The 17216-nt window shown below is 46.9% G+C and carries 17 protein-coding genes; 14 read left to right on the forward strand and 3 right to left on the reverse strand.

Annotation, left to right across the window (positions count from 1 at the left end):
• Window positions 1-154: 154 nt before the first annotated feature.
• Window positions 155-718, forward strand: coding sequence for a hypothetical protein (locus MGMO_RS03220; protein ID WP_152976281.1), 564 nt, complete (start codon window positions 155-157; stop codon window positions 716-718).
• 229 nt (window positions 719-947) lie between these two features.
• Here the strand turns inward: MGMO_RS03220 and MGMO_RS03225 are convergent, their stop codons facing one another.
• From MGMO_RS03225 to MGMO_RS03235, 3 genes are all read right to left on the reverse strand, one after another.
• Window positions 948-2441: a DUF2235 domain-containing protein gene (locus MGMO_RS03225; RefSeq protein WP_023493594.1), complete on the reverse strand. Its 1494-nt coding sequence runs from the start codon at window positions 2439-2441 to the stop codon at window positions 948-950.
• Between the two features lie 101 nt (window positions 2442-2542).
• Window positions 2543-4792 carry a heavy metal translocating P-type ATPase gene (locus MGMO_RS03230; protein WP_023493595.1) on the reverse strand — a complete coding sequence of 750 codons (2250 nt, stop codon included), beginning with the start codon at window positions 4790-4792 and terminating at the stop codon, window positions 2543-2545.
• 26 nt (window positions 4793-4818) lie between these two features.
• Window positions 4819-5037: a heavy-metal-associated domain-containing protein gene (locus MGMO_RS03235; protein WP_023493596.1), complete on the reverse strand. Its 219-nt coding sequence runs from the start codon at window positions 5035-5037 to the stop codon at window positions 4819-4821.
• Window positions 5038-5184: 147 nt separating this feature from the next.
• On the opposite strand from MGMO_RS03235, the gene hflD reads away from it, so the two are divergent.
• From hflD to MGMO_RS03290, 13 genes are all read left to right on the forward strand, one after another.
• Window positions 5185-5808 (forward strand): high frequency lysogenization protein HflD, encoded by a 624-nt coding sequence (hflD, locus tag MGMO_RS03240; RefSeq protein WP_023493597.1) that lies wholly within the window; start codon window positions 5185-5187, stop codon window positions 5806-5808.
• 14 nt (window positions 5809-5822) lie between these two features.
• The gene (gene hemF, locus MGMO_RS03245; RefSeq protein WP_036306700.1) at window positions 5823-6737 is read left to right on the forward strand and encodes an oxygen-dependent coproporphyrinogen oxidase; all 915 of its coding nucleotides are present in this window, start codon (window positions 5823-5825) and stop codon (window positions 6735-6737) included.
• A gap of 265 nt (window positions 6738-7002) precedes the next feature.
• Window positions 7003-7791 (forward strand): hypothetical protein, encoded by a 789-nt coding sequence (locus MGMO_RS03250; protein ID WP_023493599.1) that lies wholly within the window; start codon window positions 7003-7005, stop codon window positions 7789-7791.
• A gap of 87 nt (window positions 7792-7878) precedes the next feature.
• Complete coding sequence (locus MGMO_RS03255; protein WP_023493600.1) at window positions 7879-9336, forward strand: M48 family metalloprotease; 1458 nt, start codon at window positions 7879-7881, stop codon at window positions 9334-9336.
• 628 nt (window positions 9337-9964) lie between these two features.
• Window positions 9965-10153 (forward strand): hypothetical protein, encoded by a 189-nt coding sequence (locus MGMO_RS19865; RefSeq protein WP_161808456.1) that lies wholly within the window; start codon window positions 9965-9967, stop codon window positions 10151-10153.
• Between the two features lie 79 nt (window positions 10154-10232).
• A complete protein-coding gene (locus tag MGMO_RS19870; RefSeq protein WP_235557219.1) occupies window positions 10233-10373 on the forward strand; it encodes a hypothetical protein in 141 nt (46 codons plus the stop codon).
• 160 nt (window positions 10374-10533) lie between these two features.
• Window positions 10534-11892, forward strand: a complete 1359-nt coding sequence (locus tag MGMO_RS03260) for a Na(+)-translocating NADH-quinone reductase subunit A (RefSeq protein ID WP_023493601.1) — start codon at window positions 10534-10536, stop codon at window positions 11890-11892.
• A complete protein-coding gene (locus MGMO_RS03265) occupies window positions 11892-13094 on the forward strand; it encodes an NADH:ubiquinone reductase (Na(+)-transporting) subunit B (protein WP_023493602.1) in 1203 nt (400 codons plus the stop codon). Before MGMO_RS03260 ends, MGMO_RS03265 begins: the two co-directional genes overlap by 1 nt.
• 40 nt (window positions 13095-13134) lie before the next feature.
• The gene (locus MGMO_RS03270; protein WP_152976282.1) at window positions 13135-14019 is read left to right on the forward strand and encodes a Na(+)-translocating NADH-quinone reductase subunit C; all 885 of its coding nucleotides are present in this window, start codon (window positions 13135-13137) and stop codon (window positions 14017-14019) included.
• Window positions 14016-14744: an NADH:ubiquinone reductase (Na(+)-transporting) subunit D gene (locus tag MGMO_RS03275; protein ID WP_023493604.1), complete on the forward strand. Its 729-nt coding sequence runs from the start codon at window positions 14016-14018 to the stop codon at window positions 14742-14744. The genes MGMO_RS03270 and MGMO_RS03275 overlap by 4 nt, the downstream gene beginning before the upstream one ends.
• Window positions 14744-15352, forward strand: coding sequence for an NADH:ubiquinone reductase (Na(+)-transporting) subunit E (gene nqrE, locus MGMO_RS03280; RefSeq protein WP_023493605.1), 609 nt, complete (start codon window positions 14744-14746; stop codon window positions 15350-15352). Before MGMO_RS03275 ends, nqrE begins: the two co-directional genes overlap by 1 nt.
• 11 nt (window positions 15353-15363) lie before the next feature.
• Window positions 15364-16584, forward strand: coding sequence for an NADH:ubiquinone reductase (Na(+)-transporting) subunit F (gene nqrF / locus MGMO_RS03285; protein ID WP_023493606.1), 1221 nt, complete (start codon window positions 15364-15366; stop codon window positions 16582-16584).
• Between the two features lie 231 nt (window positions 16585-16815).
• Window positions 16816-17205, forward strand: coding sequence for a DUF2845 domain-containing protein (locus MGMO_RS03290; protein WP_023493607.1), 390 nt, complete (start codon window positions 16816-16818; stop codon window positions 17203-17205).
• Window positions 17206-17216: the final 11 nt, after the last annotated feature.

Raw genomic sequence — 17216 nt, forward strand, 5'->3', positions numbered from 1 at the left:
GTTGCCAGGCATGGAACCGGTTTGCCAGCCAGCCCGACACTATTAGAAATCTGTGTACCCGACAGTGGGCTTTATTAATATAAGAAACTATTGGCATTGGTATTACTTACTTTTGAAGGAAGATGCAGTCAATATCACCCGGCAAATGCAACGTATGAATTATTATCGAATGCAACGAAACCTTGCCATTAACGAGAAAAAAGAAGTGCCAATCGTCCTTTTTTTTGGGCTATTGATAGCCGGTATCGCCATGTTTTCGCTAACTAACCACACGACAACCGGGCAAAGTTGGCAGTTGATTTTGTTGACCGTCTATTTTGGCATGATTGGCGCTGTCGTCAGTTTATTGCAACGCCTTGAGCAAGCCTCCAACACATCGACCAATTTTACCGACTCTGCGATTAATTCAACTGATATTGGCCACGGCATGTCGAAATCTTATATGATTTCCTTAGTGGTCAGTGGGGCTGTGTTTTCGGTGTTGGTCTATTTGCTGTCCCGATCACAACTGGTCAACATTCTGGATTTGCTGCCGAAGCCGGATGTAAATGCAGAATGCAATATCAGTGCATCGCAAAACTTTATAGGGAAATTCCTGTGCGCGCCTTATGATTCGGCACAGACGGCAAAACTTCTTATCCTTTGTTTTATATCTGGATTTGCTGAACGCTTTGTGCCCGACGTATTGGATAGCCTAATCAGGCGGGCAAAAAATTAATGCTTAAACTAATAATCCAAAGGTTAGGGTTCAATCCGAAAACAAACAATAAGTCGATGCGCATTAGGGAATTAAGTGTCATTTTCCAAATATCGTTCGTGGCACAAAGCTAAAATGCCTGTCTGCATGTTTATCCATCCACACAGTTTATTTAAATCCTGCACAAGAAGGCAATCTCTGGCAAGCCAATTAATTCAGATCAAGTGCACCATTTCTCAAATATATTTTTCTATTTTAGTAAGTCTACCAGACGTGGCCTAAGCCTTGACCAAAATTCAGAGAATGTGGCTTCCATTTTTTTCCTGACATAAACGGAACCGCCAAAAATTATCGTGCCAAGTAAAATAAGTGTGGGATGATCCCAGACCAGAAAGACCAATTTGTCCAGTAGGCCGTCGGGGGAAATCAGTATTTTCACGGTGCCATATAACTGTACATCGGGATTCGATATGTCCCACCTCACTAGCCACCACAATGTCAAAACTGAATAGACAAAAAAAGTGTAATACAGGATACGGCGAGGTTGAAAATATTTTGATGTCCGATCTAAAAGTGTATTGGGTGCAATGGAATCATTGACTAAATCGACTATCTTTTGGGAGTTTTTGTGCTTGCCCTTGTCATCGACAACTTCAAAAGCCAAAGGAAGGTTGCCGGGCGCATAACCCAGTATTCCCTGGGAAATACGTTTGAAAACGCTCACATGAATTTTGGGGATCTTAATCGAGATCTGATGTCGGGTGTCATTACAAATCTTGGCGATGTCGCGCGGTTCGTACCGGTAATATACCCCCATGCCGGCACGGGAGTTATAAAGTTTATCAAAGACATATTTCCGGTCTTTAACGTATTGCACGTCGTTGGGGACAAATTCAAGTCCGGCGGCATGGGCTTTGCCCATCATCCAGTCGAGCGTCACTAGCGAAAGCCCTTGTTGCGGATAACCACCGCCTACATTGGCATGCACACCTGGGAACCAAACCTGTTCGATACGGGGATCGTCCTCCCATAACAATGGGTGGAATATCTTGCGTTCGTCGTCAATTGAAAGGGCATGGCAGGCTTTTTTGACTTTAGGGTGAAGCGTACGATCCTGAAATTTAAACCTAAAGACAAATTTATCCAATAAATGTGTCGCAATCCCGTCAAAGGGTAAGCCGACAGCGGCGACGGTATCCCAAACCCCAACAAATTCTATGGGCGGTTTAGTCTTGCAGAACTTAAGTTCATTGTCAGGTAGCCTGTACACCAGTTCATCGTAAACCCGTTTGATAATGGGTTCATAATACGGTTCAAACACCGCCCTATTTTTAGAGCGATAATGTTTGAAACAGTGCCAAACAGCATTATCAAGTATCTCGTCATCAACGTAAGCGGTTTTGTCCAATATCCCCATTGAACCAATCAGGCCTGCCAGCCGCCTGATAGTGAACGCCCCTCGACTAAAGCCAAACATATAGATTTTGTCGTCCGGTTCATAGACCTGCACCAATTCCTTGTACAATTGTCTGATATTTCGACTGAGGCCCCAACCAAAAACACCCCCCATCATTTTTAGCGGCTTAAATTCTTGTGTACCGACACCATCATCGTAAAAGGCAACTTGTTTGGGTTGTTCCAAATTAAAATCTATGGCCTCGTAAAGTTTATAGACATTGGTCCCCCTGTTTTTAATATTGGTGTTTCCTGTGCCATCGGAAAACAAGATAATATTTTTAGGCATAAGCCCTCCTGGGTTATTTTAGGTATTATTATAGGGTTTCCAGGTATCGCTTCTCGGTAGGAAATAAATACAGGCTAAGTGTTCGACCTATCCTCATTATTTCAACCTTTCAATTTCATCCACCGCAGTCGACTGGCGTTAGTCACCACGGTTAATGACGACATCGCCATGGCTGCCCCTGCGATCATGGGGTTGAGCAAGATGCCGAAAAATGGAAATAAAGCGCCAGCAGCGACGGGAATGCTGATAGTGTTGTAAAAGAATGCACCGAACAAGTTTTGTTTGATGTTTTTGACGGTCGCTTTGGATAAGGCGATGGCTTCGGGGACTTTCAGTAACGAGCCTTGCAAAATAACGACATCAGCGCTTTCAATCGCCACGTCCGTGCCTGTGCCGATTGCCATGCCGACATCGGCTTGCGCCAGTGCGGGGGCATCGTTGATACCGTCGCCGACCATGCCGACAATTTGTCCTTGCTGTTGCAATTCTTTGATGATGCTGGCCTTATCTTGGGGTAACACTTGGGCTTTGATTTCGGTAATGCCCGCTTGTTTGGCGATGGCCTGTGCGGTGATTTCATTGTCGCCCGTCACCATAAGTACACGGACACCCAACTTTTGCAGTTGTTGTACGGCATGGAGGGAATCCTTTTTAATGGGGTCGGACACGGCAATGATTCCGGCAATCGTGTTGTCAACTGCCAGTAACATCGGCGTTTGGCCTAAAGCCGACAATTCTGACAGTTGTCCGTCGTATTTCTTGGCATTAAGGCCTTTCAGGCCCATGAGTGTGCGATTACCGAAATAAACCGATTTTCCATTGATGATGGCCTCTACGCCATGCCCGGCGATGGCCGCAAATTTTTGCACTTTTTCCAGCTTGAGTTGCTGTTCTTTTGCCGCCGCCAGAATACTTGCCGCCAAAGGATGTTCAGAGCCTGCTTCAATGCTGGCTGCCAAGGCCAATACCGTATTGCCGTCGAATTTAGCCGTATGCCTTACCGTTGTAACGACAGGCTTGCCTTCGGTAATTGTTCCGGTTTTGTCGAGCACCACGCAAGTCAATTGTCCGGCTTTTTGCAAGGCATCGCCTTGGCGGATCAATATGCCCGATTGCGCGGCCCTGCCCACCGCAACCATCACGGAAATTGGCGTAGCCAATCCCAAGGCGCAGGGGCAAGCAATCACCAACACGGTCATGGCGGTGACGAAGGCATAGCCCAGGGATGGTACGGGGCCAAAGTAATACCAAAGTGCAAAAGTCACGATGGCGATCAACACCACTATTGGCACAAATACGGCGGAGATTTTATCGACCAAGCGGGCAATTTCAGGTTTGCTGCTTTGCGCTTGCCTAACACTTTTTATGATTTGCGCCAGCGCGGTATCCTTGCCGATACGGGTGGCGCTAAACAAGAATGTGCCGGTCAGGTTGATAGAACCGGCTACCACTTCGCTGTTGATCGTTTTCTCAATGGGTAAAGGTTCACCCGTCAACATGGATTCGTCGACCGTTGAATGTCCCTCAAACAGCACGCCGTCGACGGCTATTTTCTCACCCGGCCTAACCCGTAGCGTTTCGCCTAAACCGACATCCTCGATGGGAATGTCTTGTTCCTTGCCGTCCCGAACGACACGGGCGGTGCGCGGTTGCAAGCCGATGAGTTTCCTGATCGCACCGGATGTTCGGCCTCTTGCCATTGTCTCCAAGCCTGTCCCCAGGTTGATGAACGCCAGGATGACGACTGCCGCTTCAAAATAAGCGTGTTTTGCCAATGACGGCAGGATTCCATAAAAATCTATGACAATGCAGGAAAACAGCCAGGCCGCACCCGTGCCCAAGGCAATCAGGGTATCCATATTGGCCTGGCCTAAGCCCAGTGCCTTTGCGGCGCCCTGGTAAAAATGTAAGCCGGAATAGGCTAATATGCCCAGTGTTATAAGGGCAATCTCAGGCCAAACCCAACGGCCCGTTTCTGACCCCATGTCGGGTAGCCAGTTTAAATGTTCCGCTGCCATGAGAAAAGCGCCGAATACACCAGCCACCGCTGCTTTTTTCATCAAGGAACGGTAGCGTTGCCGTTCCAATGCTTCTTGCTCTTCGGGGTTTTCCAGGCCTTCCACGACTGCCGCATCATAACCTGCTGCAATGACGGCTTGTTTCAACAAGTCAGGATCGGCATTTCCCTTGACCATAGCGGAATGGTCGGCAAAGTTCACACTGACCGAAATTGTCCCCGGCACAGAGGCTAACGCACCTTCTACTGTGCTGACGCATCCCGCACAACTCATGCCCATGATGGATAAACGGGTTTCGGTTGTTGCTTCTTCAGCGACAGGTTTTGTGCTCATGACAATGCCTTATGTGATTAAATCAGTCAAATATCTCCAACGACGGTATATCCTGCCTCAACAATTGCCTTTGCAATCGCAGTCAAGTCGGTTTTGTCCGGTTCGAATTCGACGTTCACCTCTTTGTCTTTGCTCGATGCAATAGCCGATTTCACGCCCCCTATGGACATTAATTTTGTAGTGACATTGTTTTCACAGCCGCCACATTTCATGCCAGTTACCGTTAACGATGCTGATTCAATCATTTTCGTCTCCATAGTCGTATAATGCCATAGTTATATCACAACCAATAATTAGCGGATACTTGATCGTAATCAAATTATAGGTGGGTTGTCATTGAACTAACCACTTTATTATTGCTACGATTGCCACTTGAACCGACCCTTAAAAATATGGAACTGAAAACCTTCTCCAACCAAACGATTGCCCTTGCCGGAATAGCCCAAGTCGCCGTTTTGGTCCAACAATTGGCGACCACTGGCACATGTGACCAGGAAGCGATGGAAGCCAGTATAGGCAGTGTGCTAAAAATCGATTCAGACAGTGCGGTTGATATTTATGGTGGGTTGTCCGGGTTGAAATTGGGTTTTGAACAGCTCAACGGTCAACTGACGGGCGAAAAACCGCCTAATCCCGATCAAGCCCGTTATGCAGCCTCTATCGTATTCCTGGAGAAAAAGCTGGCCGACCGCAAGGACTTTCTTGCAATCATACAAGCGGGTGTCGTCAAGGCACAAGCCCAAGCCGAACAATTTGGGTTGCTGCACGAGAATGTCCTGGCGAACCTTGGCGACCTTTACCACAGCACCATTAGTACCTTACAGCCCAGGATTATGGTCAACGGAGAACAACGGTTTCTTTCTAGCCATGCAATAGCCAATAAGATCAGGGCGTTGCTCTTGGCGGGGATACGTTCGGCTTTGCTGTGGCGGCAATGTGGTGGTTCGCGCTGGAAGTTCATCTTTTATCGTCGGAGAATTCAGGATGAATTGCAGCATCTAATTAAACAAATTTAATGACCTCGTTTACTATGAATATTAATGATATCAACCAAGTAAAAAACTACCTGCTCAGTCTGCAAGACACTATCTGTGAGGCTTTGGAGGGGGAAGAGCCAAAAACGCGTTTTATCGAAGATCTGTGGGAACGTAGCGAAGGAGGTGGCGGCAGGACACGGGTGTTGTGTAATGGACAGGTATTTGAGCAAGGAGGGGTGAATTTTTCCCATGTGTCCGGTTTTAGCTTGCCGCCATCCGCCACTGCCAAGCGGCCTGAGCTTGCGAATCGGCAATTTCAGGCGATGGGTGTGTCCCTGGTTATTCATCCGCTTAATCCTTATGTCCCTACTTCCCACGCCAATGTGCGGTTCCTAATAGCGGAAAAAGAAAATGAACCCACAATTTGGTGGTTTGGTGGCGGCTTTGATTTAACGCCTTATTACCCGTTTGAAGAAGATGTTATCGATTGGCATCGAACGGCCCGTTCTGCCTGTGAACCTTTTGGCGAGGATGTCTATCCGGCGTATAAGGACTGGTGTGACGAGTATTTTTTCCTGAAACATCGTAATGAAACCCGAGGCGTTGGAGGGCTGTTCTTTGATGATTTGAATGAATGGGGTTTTGAGCGTTGCTTTGCCTTTATGCAATCAGTCGGCAACCACTATATCAAAGCGTATTTGCCCATTGTACAGAAGCGCAAAGCCGCGCCTTTTGGTGATCGGGAACGCGATTTCCAGCTTTATCGCCGTGGACGCTATGTCGAATACAACTTGGTTTATGATCGCGGTACCTTGTTTGGCTTGCAATCCGGTGGTAGGACAGAGTCCATCCTGATGTCGTTACCCCCTGTTGTCCACTGGAAGTACAACTGGCAACCTGAACCTAACAGCCCTGAATCTGTCCTCTATGAACGCTACTTAAAACCACAAAAGTGGTTAGTGGCATGACGCCTATCACTTAATATTGGTCAATTAGATGCCTGTTTGTAACAAAGTCTGAGTAGTCCTTCGAGCTAGGTTTTCTTTTTCCCAGGCGGTTTTATTTTTTGGCTTAAGCGGAGAAAGTATCGGCATTACGTTGTCTAGGTATTCGATAGTATTGTTGGGCAGAAAAAGTTTGTAGGTTAAAATGCGACAATAAAACCATTTCGTAAGAGTTGGTTCCAAATTGCTAATGCCCAGTGCGGTGTAATAGAGGGGTTTCAAATCACGTATGCAAAATATTCGCCTGGCATTTATTGTTTTTTTAATTTCCGCCCTTACCGCTTGCGCTAATTTTTATGACGGACAACCACCGGCACCTGTCTTTGGTGGAGAGACCGACGACCCTTACGCAAATGAGCCGTATGATAATGCGCAAAACGTACCCGATCAAGCTGCGCAACAACCCCCGAAAGTGCTTGAAACCAAGCCGTTAGAAGGCGGAAATAAGACGCCGGAGATGGTGGAAATTAATCCCAATTTGCCGCCCCCTGCAGACTTGGGCGGCGCACCGGAACAATCGGCGGGCAGCACCGATCCGTTTGGGATAGGGCAACCCTCCGAAGATCCGCAAATGCCGGAAACTGAGCCGCCCGCAGAGCAGCCCAAACCTAATGAAATTGTTCAACTAGTCGCGCCACCTGTCCCGGAAGCGCCCAAAGGACCGGCAGAGCTTGTGCCATTGGAAACTTTTGCCCCGCAGTCTCCTGCCGTAGGTTCACTGCTTCTGGCCGCCAATGAAAATAGTCAAGGCGGCAATCTCGATTCCGCCGTTTCGTCTATAGAACGCGCCATCCGTATCGAACCAAGGAATGCCGCCCTGTACTATAAGCTCGCCGTCTTGCGCTTAAAGCAATCCAAACCACGGCTTGCAGAAGATATTGCCCGAAAAGCGGCCTTATTGGCTGTGAATGATAATGCCTTGAAGAAACACAGTTGGTTGTTGATAGCGAATGCAAGGGAATTGCAAAAGAATGTGGATGGCGCAAAAAAAGCAAAAGAGGAAGCGGATAAATACTAAAGGGTCAGGCTATCTATTACTAAGGTAGTCGCCATTAAGTGAGTTTGGATTCCTGGAACTTAGCATATCTCATTCAGTCCTATTGCAATGAAATTGGTTTCTCGACATACCTTGTTAGCGCTAATCCTGGCGTTATTTCCCGTTACCTATAAGGCTGAACCCAACACCAAGATCGAATTGCCGGATATGGGCGATTCTTCTGGCACGATCATTTCGCCTGCAGAAGAAAAGGAATTGGGTGAAGCATTTTTCAGGAGCCTGCATTCCCAGGTTACCATCAACCAAGATGCGGAAATTCAAGAATACATCCAGTCTATAGGCCAAACACTGGTTGCTAACTGCGACAACCCCAGTTTGCCGTTCCATTTTTTTGTCGTGATGGAAAACGACATCAATGCGTTTGCGGGGCCTGGGGGGTATGTTGGCGTGAATTCGGGCTTGATCGTATTGACCGAAGCAGAAAGCGAGCTGGCTTCGGTGATGGCGCACGAAATCGCCCATGTCACGCAACGGCACTTGTACCGTGCCGCAGAGGCGGCAGGCCGCCTTTCGGTTCCTACGATGGCGGCGACGCTGGCTGCGATATTGATAGGAACACAAGCGCCCGCATTGGGGCAAGCGGCGATTATGGCGATTATGGGCAGCAGCGTGCAATTCCAAATCGATTTCACCCGAGAAAACGAAATGGAGGCCGACCGTGTCGGTATGCAGACCTTGCATGAATCCCGATTCGACCCGCGAAGCATGCCGACTTTTTTTGAACGCTTGCAACAATCTAGCCGCTATTACGGGCGGGACGTGCCAGAATTTTTGCGGACACATCCCGTTACGGCATCACGTATTTCAGACACCCGTGGACGTGCCGAGACTTATCCTTACAAGCAATATTCAGACACCTTGGGCTATCAGCTTACCAGGGCCAAACTCCAAGTCTTAGGTAGCAAAGATGACGCTGGAAGAGGCAGGGTATTTAAGTCCAGGTTATCACAAGGAACGACAGAGCAACGGACCGTTGCGCGTTATGGGATGGGCTTGGTGGCGCTTAAAGCCCAACAATACAATGAGGCAGAGTCCATTTTTCAAGACTTGGTAAAACAATATCCAGGACAATCACAGTATGCCACTGCACTGGCACGCACTGCGCTCGAATCCAAAAACTATCGTCTCGCGCTCGCCCGATACCAAAAATTAACAGAGCAGTTCCCGAGTAAGGAAGCCATCAAATTGGAATACATCACGACCTTGGTGCGGTCAGGTGAAGCTCAACTGGCTAAGAAAAATCTGGCGGCGTTATCTTATAAATCACAAAAACTTCCGGTTTATTATGAGTTGTTAGCGCAGGTTTATAGCGACTTACGGGAGCCTGCGGAATCGCACCGCTATCTAGCCGAATACTATTACGCAATGGGACAAGTCCAGGATGCAGTCTTCCAAATCCGGTTGGCGCAGCAATCAAAAAAGCTGAATCCGCAGTTGGTGGCTATACTGAGAGAGAGGCATGATTTCTTTTTGAACGAACAGATTGAAGCCCGACGAAACCAGTAATTTATCAAACGTGTTTATGAACCTGGGCTTAACGGGGAGCCGAATGCAGGTCAGTTTTTGCCTACAATTTTAGGGGTGATTATTGGCATCAATTTGTAACTTACTGTAATAATAAGATATTTTTTATGGGAAAGTTAATTTTTTAAATTATTATTTTTTTTGTTGGACAAAGGCGTTTTTTTAGATATAGAATACGTCCAGCTTTTCGGAGCGGTGCTAGTTTAAACACTGGCATAGAGGGGGACATAGCCTTATAGGCTATTGAAATATAACAATAATAAAAAAGCAATTCTGCTTGAGTTAAGTTGTACAGAAGACACATTCGTACAGCGAGATAATAACAATAATAAGACTCAACATGCCCGCTTTAAGCGGGCTTTTTATTGCCTCTGGGTTTTGCAGAAGCTCTGGGTTAAGTTATCTTTAGGTTGACAAAGCACCCTGGGCGTACCGCGAAACTACCCCCGCGCGGAAATCATCTCCAACGTTCGTCATCAGATTGTAGAAGGGCGGTTTTATCTCACCGGTAACACGCGCCCGTCGCTAAAGAGGCGCCATAACCTCGCGCGCTACGCCAAACCTGAAACGTGTTATGCATTCCAGGGAGGGGGTAAAATTAAATATTCCTATGTCTACTCAATCCCAATATGCCTGCAATAATTTTATGTTGCCCGGTTATCCAATCGGCATATGGTCAGAAAGCAGTATGGGTTCAGCGGATAACGAATTTATCTTTGCCTTGGTGCTCTCAGCTTGTTGGCATCGGTTAACCCGTAACCACAAAACGGTTTGCCGCTCCCAAATCTATTTGCGTTGATGGCATTGTCGATGCCCAATGTAAGTCAAGACAATTTGGTCGGTGTGCTTTGAGATTGGCAGGTTATCGCTTAAAGGTGGTGATTGCGCAGACCTTGTTGCTGACCGTATTTTTTGTCGCCTTTGCCCATGAAGGGCGTTCGGCTTCGGGCGGACGCCAACTCCGGTTTGTCGAGGTGCGTATGAATGAAATCGATTTATCCAGACCCTTTGTAAAGTGAGGGCGTATGTTTCTAAGTTTTGATTGATCCTTGGTTGAGGAAAAGCAGTTTTTATGATGTAATGTCGATGATTTAAACCATCGTAATTAATGCGTCTAACTACATCGTTGTAGCTTAGAAATGATTTTGTTGCAACGCATCTGGAGAGCGGACTTATCAAATGCAATTTTTAATAAAAAAAGGTTTGGATATCCCAATAATGGGACAGCCTGAACAGGTCATTGGGAAGGCAAATGCTGTCAAGTCAGTTGCAGTCCTGGGAATGGACTACGTAGGGATGAAACCCACGATGATGGTCAATGAAGGGGATAAGGTCAAACTGGGGCAAGTCTTGTTCGAGGACAAAAAAAATCCCGGTGTCGTATTCACCTCGCCTGGGTCTGGCGTTGTCAAAAACATCAATCGCGGCGAGAAGCGCGTTTTGCAGTCTGTCGTTATTGAACTGGACGGCTCGGAGCAGGAATCTTTCGCTAAGTTTAAGGAAACGGAATTAGCCAAGCTGGATGCCGAAAAGGTTAAAGCAAACCTAATTAAATCCGGCTTATGGACAACCTTGCGGACAAGGCCATATGGCAAAATTCCGACAATTGACAGCAAACCTAAATCCATTTTTGTAACGGCGATTGATACCCGTCCGCTGGCGGCAGATCCTGCCGTTATCATCAAGGATCGCAGTAAGGATTTTGCCAATGGCTTGGTGGTGTTATCCAGGCTAAGCGAAGGCAAGACTTACGTCTGTAAGGCAAAAGGTGCCGAGATTACGGTCGGGGATAACAGTCCAGCCGTCGTTGCTGAGTTTTCAGGGCCGCATCCTGCCGGTTTGCCAAGTACGCATATCCATTTCCTCGATCCGGTCAATGTCGATAAATTCGTATGGTATATCGATTACCAGGCTGTTTTGGCAATAGGCGCATTGTTCACGACAGGTAAATTGAATGTAGAGCGCGTAGTTTCTTTGGCAGGGCCCACAGTGAAGAAACCTAGGTTAGTCCGCACTCGAGTTGGTGCCAATACCGACGACCTGATCGCGGGTGAATTGCTTTCTGATGTAGAAAGCCGCGTGGTTTCCGGTTCCGTCCTGCATGGACATCAAGCCAAAGATTGGGCGGCCTTTTTGGGCTGTTATCATCTCCAGGTCTCTGCGTTGCAAGAAGGCAGGGCACGTGAGTTTTTTGGTTGGATCGTGCCGGGCAAAGACAAGTATTCTGCGTTGGATGTTTACATCAAAAGCCGTCAAGACCGCAAAGCGAACCGGAAATTTCCGTTTACGACCAACCGTAACGGTAGTAACCGTGCGATTGTCCCAGTCGGCATTTATGAAACCGTTATGCCAATGGACATCCTGCCGACGCCGTTGCTTAAGTCAATGATAGTGGGTGACACCGACCAAGCCCAGTTGTTGGGTTGCTTAGAGTTGGATGAGGAAGACGTATCCTTGTTTACCTTTGTCGATCCAGGTAAGCATGATTTCGGTCCGGTTCTGCGAGCGAATTTAACTAAAATTGAGAAGGAAGGCTAATGTCGGCGAGAGATTTTTTAGACAAGATTGAGCCGTATTTTACAAAAGGCGGAAAGTTCGAAAAATATTTCGGCTTGTATGAGATGGTGGACACCTTCATTTACACGCCTGCCGACGTGACGGGCGGTAAAACCCACATCCGGGATGGCAATGACCTGAAACGGACGATGACGTTTGTGGTCATTGCGACATTTTTCTGTGTGCTGATGGCGATGTACAATACGGGTTATCAGGCTAACCATGCGATGGAAGCCATGGGTACGAAGGAAATATCGAACTGGCGCGGCATATTCATGTCCCTGTTGGGTTATAACCCGATGAATCCATTGTCCAATTTTGTGCATGGCGCGTTGTATTTTTTCCCTATTTATATCGTTACTTTAGCGGTGGGCGGTATATGGGAAGTGTTGTTTGCAACCGTACGCGGCCATGAAGTCAACGAGGGTTTCCTGGTTTCTTCCATGCTTTACACATTGATTATGCCACCTGATATGCCCTTGTGGCAGGTCGCATTGGGCATTTCATTTGGTATCGTCATCGGCAAGGAAGTGTTTGGGGGCACGGGCAAAAATTTCTTGAATCCTGCGTTAACGGGTCGGGCATTTTTGTATTTTGCTTATCCTGCTTCCATTACCGGTGATTCGGTTTGGGTTGCCGTTGATGGTTATACGGCAGCAACACCGTTAGGTTTGGCCGCGACCGGTGGTTTGGAAGCCGTCCACGCCGCAAATTACACCTGGGTTCAATCATTCCTCGGTTTTGAGCCGGGTTGTTTGGGTGAAACTTCAACGCTAGGAATCCTGATAGGTGCTGCATTCTTGCTATATACACGGATAGCCTCCTATCGCATCATGGGCGGCGTTTTCCTTGGCATGGTGGCGACATCGTTGTTATTCAATATGATTGGTAGCGATACCGACCCTATGTTCGGTATCCCCTGGTATTGGCATCTGACGATGGGCGGTTTCGCATTCGGCATGGTTTATATGGCCACCGATCCAGTCAGTGCTGCCATGACCGATACTGGACGATGGGTCTATGGGGCTTTGGTCGGCATCATGACGGTGTTGATCCGAGTGGTCAACCCGGCATTTCCCGAAGGGATCATGCTGGCTATCCTGTTTTCCAATATGTTCGCCCCGACAATTGATTATTTTGTGATGCAAGCCAATATCAGAAGAAGGATCAAACGCCATGCTTAACGTCATCAAAAACAACGAGCATTACGTTAAATTCCGTACCATGCTCGATAATTGCAAGCATTACCAAAAATTCCTGGCCTATAAGGAAAAAGTCTTAGGCTTAGGTAACGATAGCCTGGAAAAGACCATCGCAATTGCGGTCGCCCTTTGTTTAGTTTGTTCGGTACTGGTTTCTTTTGGTGCGGTTGCCTTGAAGCCTTTACAGGTGTACAACAAGAACCTCGACATGAAGAAGAACATTCTGGAAGTCGCAGGTTTGATGGAAGAGGGCATGGACATCGATGCGGCATTTGCGGAACGTATCGAACCCAAGGTTGTCAACTTGGAAACAGGCGAATACGACGAATCGGTCAATGCAGATGAATACGACCAACGCAAAGCGGCTAAAGATCCTAAACTGAGTGTTGCAATCCCAAAGGACAAGGACATTGCACACATCCGCGCAAAAGCCAAGTTAGCCAAAGTCTTCCTAGTGAAAGAGGCTGGCCAAATCAAGTCGATAATCCTGCCTGTGAGCGGTTATGGCTTGTGGTCTACGCTGTATGGCTTCTTGTCATTAGATCCCGATGGGCAAACGGTACAAAGCATCAATTTCTATGACCAGGCAGAAACTCCAGGTTTAGGCGGCGAGGTGGTCAACCCCAAGTGGCGGGCACTTTGGAAAGGCAAAAAAGTGTATGCTGAGACCGACCAACCGTCCTTGGATAAGGGTTCAATTGAAGAAGCCGATATAGGCGAACCCGCATTGGCGCTCATAAAAGGTTCCGTCGATACCGGAAAAATGGGCGCAGAATACCAAGTCGATGGCTTGGCTGGCGCAACCTTGACCAGCAATGGCGTCACCAATCTGGTCAGATACTGGATGAGCAAAGAAGGTTTTGCGCGTTATTTAAGTAAAGTAAGGGTTAAGAGGGCAAAATCATGAGCGCAGTAATAGGCAATGAACTAAAAGACGCATTATTGAACGATGAGACCAAGAAGGTTCTGATTGATCCCTTGGTCAATAACAATCCGATTACCTTACAGGTCTTGGGGATATGCTCTGCCTTGGCGGTGACATCCAAGATGTCTACCTCACTGATTATGGCGTTGGCTTTGACTTTGGTGACGGCGTTTTCCAGCGCAGCTATTAGTGCCGTGAGGAATCACACGCCCAGCAGTATTCGTATCATCGTGCAGATGACGATTATTGCGTCCCTGGTTATCGTGGTAGATCAAATTTTGAAGGCGGTTGCCTACGACATTAGCAAGCAATTGTCAGTGTTTGTCGGCTTGATTATTACCAACTGCATCGTCATGGGCCGTGCGGAAGGGTATGCCATGAAAAACCCACCATTGGAAAGTTTCATAGACGGCATAGGCAATGGCGCTGGTTATAGCTTAATCCTAATCACGGTCGCATTTTTTCGGGAAATCTTCGGATCTGGCAAGCTGTTGGGTTACGAGGTGCTTAAGCTAGCTAAAGATGGCGGTTGGTACGACCCCAATGGTTTGATGCTGTTGCCGCCTAGCGCATTTTTTATTATTGGCCTGATTATTTGGGCAGTACGCCAATTGAAACCTGAGCAGCGGGAAGTCGTGGATTATAAAATCATGGCGATTGCGCACGGCGAAGACGGTGCAGCGCACGGCAATGGAGGGCATCACTAATGGAAGGTTTAGTCAGTCTATTTGTCAAAGCCGTTTTCATTGAAAATCTGGCCTTATCCTTCTTTTTGGGGATGTGTACCTTTATAGCCGTTTCTAAAAAGATTTCCACTGCGATGGGTTTGGGTGTCGCCGTCATGGTCGTACAGGCGATTACCGTACCTGCAAACAACTTTGTTTACCATGCCCTCTTGAAAGAAAATGCCTTGGCTTGGATGGGTATTACGGGCGTTGACCTGAGTTTTCTGGCATTGTTGAGCTGTATAGGTATTATCGGTGCTTTGGTGCAAATTCTGGAAATGGTGTTGGATAAATTCTTTCCTGCCTTATATTTCGCCTTAGGTATCTTCCTGCCGTTAATTACAGTTAACTGTGCTATTTTAGGCGGTAGCCTGTTCATGATAGAACGTGATTATAATTTTACGGAAAGCGTTGTATACGGTGTCGGTAGCGGCTTTGGCTGGGCTTTGGCGATTACCGTTATGGCCGGTGTGCGCGAAAAACTTAAATACAGCGACATTCCACCTGCCTTGCAAGGACTGGGCATTACGTTTATCACAGCAGGCCTGATGTCGCTCGGCTTCATGGCCTTCTCTGGAATCCAACTTTAAGAAGGTAACACATGCTGGAAATCATATTAGGGATTATTATTTTTACGGCAATCGTGATTGCGCTAGTCTTTGGCATTATCGGTGCCAAAAGCAAACTGGTCGCAGAAGGTGATGTTGAAATCTTGATCAACCATGAAAAGAAAATCCATGTGCCTGTGGGTTCCAAGTTATTGGGTGCATTGGCCAATAACGGCTTGTTTGTCTCGTCCGCTTGCGGCGGCGGTGGCACTTGCGGCCAATGCAAAGTCGTCATTCATTCTGGCGGCGGCGAAATATTGCCTACTGAATTAAGCCATATTACCAAGCGTGAAGCGGCGTTGGGTGAAAGGCTCTCATGCCAAGTTGCGTGCAAATACAATATGGATATCGAAGTTGAAGATGAGGTCTTCGGTATCAAGAAATGGGAATGCACTGTCAAGTCCAACCATAACGTCGCCACTTTCATTAAGGAATTGGTATTGGAATTGCCCAAGGGCGAGGCCATCAATTACCGCGCTGGCGGTTTTATCCAAATTGAATGTCCGCCGCATGTCATCAAATTTACCGATTTCGACATTGAAAAAGAATACCGTGAGGATTGGGATAAGTACAACTTGTGGCGTTATGTGTCCACAGTGAAAGAGCCGGCGTTACGTGCGTATTCAATGGCGAGTTATCCCGAAGAAAAAGAAATCATGTTAAACGTGCGGATAGCGACACCACCGCCCCGTGCTGATGAAAGCGTACCTCCAGGTATTATGTCGTCTTATATATTCAATTTGAAACCTGGTGATAAATGTATTGTTTCAGGCCCTTACGGTGAGTTTTTCGCCAAAGAGACGAATGCCGAGATGATTTTTGTCGGCGGCGGTGCAGGTATGGCGCCGATGCGTTCCCATATTTTCGACCAGTTACGCCGGTTGAAATCCAAGCGGAAAATGACTTTCTGGTATGGGGCACGTAGCAAACGCGAAATGTTCTATGTGGAAGATTTTGATATGCTGGCGAAAGAAAATAAGAACTTTACTTGGCATGTCGCTTTGTCTGAACCGTTACCTGAAGACAAATGGACAGGTTATACGGGATTTATTCATAATGTCCTATTTGAAAATTACATTAAGAATCATCCGGCACCCGAAGATTGCGAATATTATTTGTGCGGACCGCCCATTATGAACACCTCGGTCATCAAGATGTTGCTCGATAATGGCGTTGAGCCTGAGAACATCATGTTGGACGATTTTGGCGGTTAACTGCCATTCTGGTCTGTGAAGTAATGGATAAGGTTAGTTCATTTTAAGCGCGAATTGTTTACTAACACCGTACAGTCAATTAGCCAATACGAAGCCCTGTACTGAGTGCAGGGCTTTTTTATTTAAAGGGCATGTGAACTTGGTTCAGTCTTTATTCATCTTACGATAATTACATTATGCCCTGGGCTCATAAGAGTATTTGGCATCTAATTTTAAGGTAGTGGGTGTGGTATGAATCGACTCAATGGTTTTGTGTTTACACTATGTTTATTATTTTCCGCCCCGCTGTTCGCTTTAAGATGCGGCCATTCCTTAGTCCAGGTCGGTGATTATAAAGATTATGTCAATGATATATGCGGCGATCCAGACAATGTTCAGTCGCACTATGAAAGAAGGGGAAATATTAACCGCGCTGATGCCACATTGAACAATTTTAATGGTGAACAGCAATTTCCAAATAGTTCCTTCAATGTAGGGCAATCAAATTATGCTGAGATAGAAGTTTTGGTGGAAGATTGGACGTACTATTTCGGTAGCGAGAGATTGAGTAAGATATTGCGATTTGAAAATGGTCGGTTAATTCAAATTGAAAATTTAGGTAGAAAGCGCCGCCGATATTGAAACCATTTCTT

Source organism: Methyloglobulus morosus KoM1 (assembly GCF_000496735.2).
Classification (GTDB): domain Bacteria; phylum Pseudomonadota; class Gammaproteobacteria; order Methylococcales; family Methylomonadaceae; genus Methyloglobulus; species Methyloglobulus morosus.